Below are 4,652 nucleotides of genomic sequence, written 5' to 3'. Positions count from 1 at the left end.
AAGGCCTGGTTGCGCACAAGCGGGCTGGTCGCCAGCAGGCAGGCGCCCTCAGGCAACGTAAACGTATCGCTGTGCCACTCGAAGGTGGTGAAATCGGCATCGAGACCCGAAAGCAGCGGATCGGCCTTTCCCTCCTCCGTCATCTCGACGGGTTTCCAGCCGAATTCCAGCTGCCGGCCGAGATGGTTTTCCGCGCCATAGGCACGCGCCAGGATCTGCGATCCCAGGCATATGCCCATGACCGCCTTGCCCGCCTCGCAAAAGCGCTGCATCAGCCGCGCAAGCGCCGGCAGGTAGGGATAGTTCACATCGTCGAGCGCATCCTGCTCCCCGCCGAGAACGACAAGCGCGTCATGCTCGAAGATGCTCTGCGGCAGCCGGCCGTCGAGATAAGGCTGGTAGATGTCGAGCTCGGCATTGGCCTCGGCCAGCGCGATGCCGAGCGAACCCAGCGACGTGTTCTTCATGTTTTCGACCACGGCAACCCGCATCGGCATCTCCTGTCTTCCTTTGAGCGACAGGAAGAACACCAAGCCATCGTGCATTGCAATATCCGTTGCGCAGCATCCGGTCACTTCGTAAGCTCGGCGCAACTGGAACGACATGCCCGAAGCCTCACGGAAAGCCCCCATGACAGAGAAAAAAGCCCGCGTGACCATTCTTTATTGCACCCAGTGCAACTGGCTGCTGCGCGCCGGCTGGATGGCGCAGGAACTGCTGCAGACGTTCACCGACAGCCTCGGTGAAGTGGCGCTCATCCCCGGCACCGGCGGCAATTTCGAGATCCGCGTCGATGATGAGCTGATATGGGAGCGCAAGCGCGACGGCGGCTTTCCCGGCCCCAAGGAGCTGAAGCAGCGCATCCGCGATATCATCGACCCCGACCGCGACCTCGGCCACACCGACAGGACTTCGAAGGAAAGCTGAGCCACACCCGGCAGGCTCAGTTCGCTCCTAATCGTAAGGCGAGTTGCAGGTCTTGTAGATCCCCTCATAGGTGACGAAGCGATCCGTCCTGGGATTGTAGCTGCGATATTGATTGCGGCACCAATCGACATGGAAGTTGCGATCGGGCGTGTTCGGCCGCGCGGTCCGCGTCTGTGGCTGCGATGGCCGGTAGCGCGTCGGCGGCTGCGGGTTGTAGTATTGCGGCGCCGGGCCCATTTCGCGCGGGCGATAATAGGTGGGTCCGGTCGCAGTCGGCGGCCGGTAGTTCGGCTGTATGTAGGATGGCGTGAACGATTGCGTCTTGCCGAAGGTGAAGCAGCCGCGAAAATCGCACATGGTCTGCACGCGGATGATATCGCGATTGCCGATATTTTCGGGAGCAGGCGCCATCGGCATGGCCGAAACCTGGCTGAACGGCATGACGGATAGAATCACAACAACCGGCAATTTCTGAAAAACGCGCATCGCACCATCCTTTTCCTTGAATGACATATAGTGCGCCCAAGCTTTCTTGGCATCGCCCGAAATCCCCCAACGCCCAAAAACCCACCTTTCCCGGCCTTCGCCTTAGACTTTTTTGCGTGGTGTCAGAAAAACTTCAAAAACCCTGTTGACACCAACGGGCCACCCCCGTACATGGCTCTCCGTCGCCCAGATGGCGGAATTGGTAGACGCGCCAGCTTCAGGTGCTGGTACCCGAAAGGGTGTGGAGGTTCGAGTCCTCTTCTGGGCACCATTCCATTCTTAAGTCCTTGCCAGGACTTCACTTTCCCAAATCAATCATCAGATTGACTCCGGCCTTGACGGCTGGGGAAATGGGGAAGTCGTATGCGCTTTGCGACCTTGATGTGCGTTTTTCGAAGGGCAGGACAGCGCAAACGGCGGTTGTCAGTTGCAGCAGACATCTCATAGGCCTTTGCCTTTGAAGTCATTGCAAAGGACCCGCTTTATGGATGCTCATTCCCCACCCGACATGGAACTGACACTCAGGACACTCGCCATGCCCGCCGACGCCAACCCAGCCGGCGATATCTTCGGCGGATGGGTGATGTCGCAGATGGATCTTGCAGCCTTCGTGCGGGCCAACGAGCTGGCAGGCGGACGCACCGTAACCGTGGCGGTGCACGAAATCATTTTCAAGAAGCCGGTGAAGATCGGCGACACATTGTGCGTCTATACCAGCATCAAGAAAGTCGGCCGGACCTCGATAACGCTGAACATCGAGGCATGGACCCGACGGCACTATGAGCATACGCGGGAAAAGGTGACGGAGGCGGTGTTCATCATGGTCGCCGTGGATGCAGAAGGAAACCCACGCCCGGTGTCCGAGCCGCGCTAGGCGCTCCCCTCTGCAAAGGGCATTTTCCCTATCGTTGCGCGATGCCCTTCGGGCATCGCTTTCGGCGAGCGTTTATCGGGGAAGGAAGTGGGGGCTGATGCCGGGAACCCACTCGGTACTGGGCATTCGGGTGCCGGTGTAGGTGGCGCCGTTGGCGGCCTTGCAGTGATAGAGGCGTACGGGAACGTCGTCCCAGCGGAACACATCGTGCCGGCTGCGCGAGCGGGAGATATAACCGATATCGCTGGTGCAGCTGTAATCGTCGGGCTTCACGCGCTGCGCTTCGGGTACCACCCCGGGAAGGCCTTCGAAATAATTGCCCATCGACCGACCGAACGGATTGCCGTCGGCGGCGAAGACAACCGAAGGCACGGCAACCAGAACCAGCGCGGCGAACATCACTGCGGGCAATATCCATGCACCTTTGAGCATCTGGCTGAACTCCGTACCCTTTGTCTGCGATCCAGGCCCCGGTGATTTGGGGCTCTGCCTCTCACGATAGAGATAGGGGCAAGATGTGACGGATGCCATGAAGGCCAAGCCAACATTCTCGTGAAGACCCGTTCTCGACCACGGCGGTGTGGCCTTGCGGCGTCAGGCGATCCGCCGGTAGCCGGTTGGCTGGTCGTAAAGCCAGCCGATGCGCTTGACCGCCGCCTCGAAATTTTCCCGCGAGACGGTCATGGTGTGGCCGTTGGCGTGGAGGAGTGTGGCTTCATCTTCCATGATGCCGACATGACCCTTCCAGAAGACGAGGTCGCCGCGGCGCAGGTCGTCCCGGCCGATCTCCTGGCCGAAGGAGGCCTGCATGTCGCTGTCGCGCGGCGCCTTGCGACCGATCATCATCAGTGACAGCTGCACGAGGCCGGAGCAGTCGATGCCGAAGCCGGAGCGGCCGCCCCAGAGATAGGGCGTCTCGACGAAGCGTGCGGCCACGGCCACGTAGTCGTCGCCAGGCGTCTGGCCGACCGGCAGGCAATGAGCGGCGATCACGGCGCCGCCCTCAGCGAGCATGAAATAGCGGGTGCCGCGGGTCTCCGCCTCGCCGACCACAGTGACGAGGCTTCCCATCGACAGGGCCGCGGTAACCGGCTTGCGCAGTTCCGCTTCGGGATAGACGAAGGTGCGCGGGGCGGCGATGCGGTGGGTGGGCTCGACCGGCGGGCCGATCATCGCTTCCGGAAGATAACCGACATAGCCGTCCCAATCCGCCTGCACCCAGGCAAAACCGTTCGCCCGGTCGAAGACCCGCAGGCTCTCGCCACGCAGAAGCTGGGTATCGATGCCGCGGGCAGGATCGGCATGGGGGCGCAGCGGTGCGACGGCGGCCACGACGCAGGCAGGCTCGCCCTTGACGAAGCGCGCCGCCTCGACCTGTCCCTTCAGCGCCTCTGCGGCGAGATCCGGCCGGAAGGCATTGAGGCGTCTGTCCAGTTCCATGGTCCGTTCCTTCACGAAGCGATGTTTCTTCCCTCGCCGATGATCATGTCGCCGAGCCTTTCGAGATACATGGCGCCACCGACGGTTCGTTTTATCACGACATTGCGGCGATCGCGATCATCTCGCTCGCGCTCGACAAGGCCAAGCTCGCCCATCGTGTCGAGCGCACGGGTGATGACCGGCTTGGTGACGCCGAGGGTGGCGGCCAGGCCGCGCACGGTGTGAGGCGGCGGCACCATGTAGATGTGCAGGAGGATCGCCATCTGCCGCAAAGTCAGGTCATGGGCCTCGCCCCTGACCTGTTGCAGCGATACGCGATACCATAGCCCCAGGGCTTCCGTCGCCGACAGTTCAACCGACATTCCGGCACTCCCAGCCGATACTCAAGACTGCCGGCGATCCTAGCGCGAAACGGTTACCGGTCTGTTTTACCCATTGGCACCGGCCATATCGCGAATGACGCGGTAGAGGGCACGAATGGCGAAGGCCTCACCGCCCACCGGCGCATGGGGCTTGTCTGCAGGGTTCCAGCCGTAGATGTCGAAATGGATCCAACTCGCGGAGGCGGTGACGAAGCGCTTGAGGAAGAGGGCGGCGGTGATCGACCCTGCCATGCCGCCGGAGGGCGCATTGGTGATGTCGGCGGCGCGGGAGCGGATGTCCTTGTCGTAGCCCATCCAGAGTGGCATGCGCCAGACGGGATCAACGGCATCGCGCGCCGCCAGCTGCAGCTTGCCGGCCAGCGTCTCGTCGTCAGTGAAGAACGGGGCGAGCTCGGGGCCGAGCGCGGTCCGGGCGGCACCGGTCAGCGTCGCCATGTCGATCAGCAGATCCGGCGGGGTCTCGTCGGCATAGGCCAGCGCATCGGCCAGAACCAGGCGACCCTCGGCATCGGTATTGTCGATCTGGACGGTGATGCCCTTGC

The 4,652-nt window shown here is 62.2% G+C and carries 7 protein-coding genes, 1 tRNA gene and 1 pseudogene; 3 read left to right on the top strand and 6 right to left on the bottom strand.

What is annotated here, in order from left to right; genetic code table 11:
- Positions 1–491, bottom strand: a 491-nt coding sequence (locus ABW043_RS14520; RefSeq protein ID WP_353921917.1) for a type 1 glutamine amidotransferase, incomplete at its 3' end; no start/stop codon positions are given.
- Positions 492–630: 139 nt separating this feature from the next.
- On the opposite strand from ABW043_RS14520, the gene ABW043_RS14515 reads away from it, so the two are divergent.
- Positions 631–927 carry an Rdx family protein gene (locus ABW043_RS14515; RefSeq protein ID WP_112944963.1) on the top strand — a complete coding sequence of 99 codons (297 nt, stop codon included), beginning with the start codon at positions 631–633 and terminating at the stop codon, positions 925–927.
- A 27-nt stretch (positions 928–954) separates the two neighbouring features.
- On the opposite strand, the gene ABW043_RS14510 is transcribed toward ABW043_RS14515, so the two are convergent.
- Complete coding sequence (locus ABW043_RS14510; RefSeq protein ID WP_112945018.1) at positions 955–1,413, bottom strand: BA14K family protein; 459 nt, start codon at positions 1,411–1,413, stop codon at positions 955–957.
- A gap of 184 nt (positions 1,414–1,597) precedes the next feature.
- Here ABW043_RS14510 and ABW043_RS14505 point away from each other — a divergent pair.
- Positions 1,598–1,684: transfer RNA gene (locus ABW043_RS14505), tRNA-Leu, on the top strand.
- 213 nt (positions 1,685–1,897) lie between these two features.
- Complete coding sequence (locus ABW043_RS14500) at positions 1,898–2,287, top strand: acyl-CoA thioesterase (protein ID WP_353921916.1); 390 nt, start codon at positions 1,898–1,900, stop codon at positions 2,285–2,287.
- Between the two features lie 72 nt (positions 2,288–2,359).
- Here the strand turns inward: ABW043_RS14500 and ABW043_RS14495 are convergent, their stop codons facing one another.
- From ABW043_RS14495 to ABW043_RS14480, 4 genes and pseudogenes are all read right to left on the bottom strand, one after another.
- Complete coding sequence (locus ABW043_RS14495; RefSeq protein ID WP_353921915.1) at positions 2,360–2,719, bottom strand: hypothetical protein; 360 nt, start codon at positions 2,717–2,719, stop codon at positions 2,360–2,362.
- Positions 2,720–2,881: 162 nt separating this feature from the next.
- Positions 2,882–3,727, bottom strand: coding sequence for a C40 family peptidase (locus ABW043_RS14490; RefSeq protein ID WP_353921914.1), 846 nt, complete (start codon positions 3,725–3,727; stop codon positions 2,882–2,884).
- 11 nt (positions 3,728–3,738) lie between these two features.
- The gene (locus ABW043_RS14485; protein ID WP_353921913.1) at positions 3,739–4,089 is read right to left on the bottom strand and encodes a MarR family transcriptional regulator; all 351 of its coding nucleotides are present in this window, start codon (positions 4,087–4,089) and stop codon (positions 3,739–3,741) included.
- A gap of 66 nt (positions 4,090–4,155) precedes the next feature.
- Positions 4,156–4,652: pseudogene (locus ABW043_RS14480) on the bottom strand (leucyl aminopeptidase family protein); the annotation flags it as partial.

Source organism: Devosia sp., from assembly GCF_040509215.1.
Classification (GTDB): Bacteria; Pseudomonadota; Alphaproteobacteria; order Rhizobiales; family Devosiaceae; genus Devosia.
The sequence above is the reverse complement of the archived record's forward strand: the minus strand, read 5'-3'. Positions and strand labels throughout refer to the sequence as shown.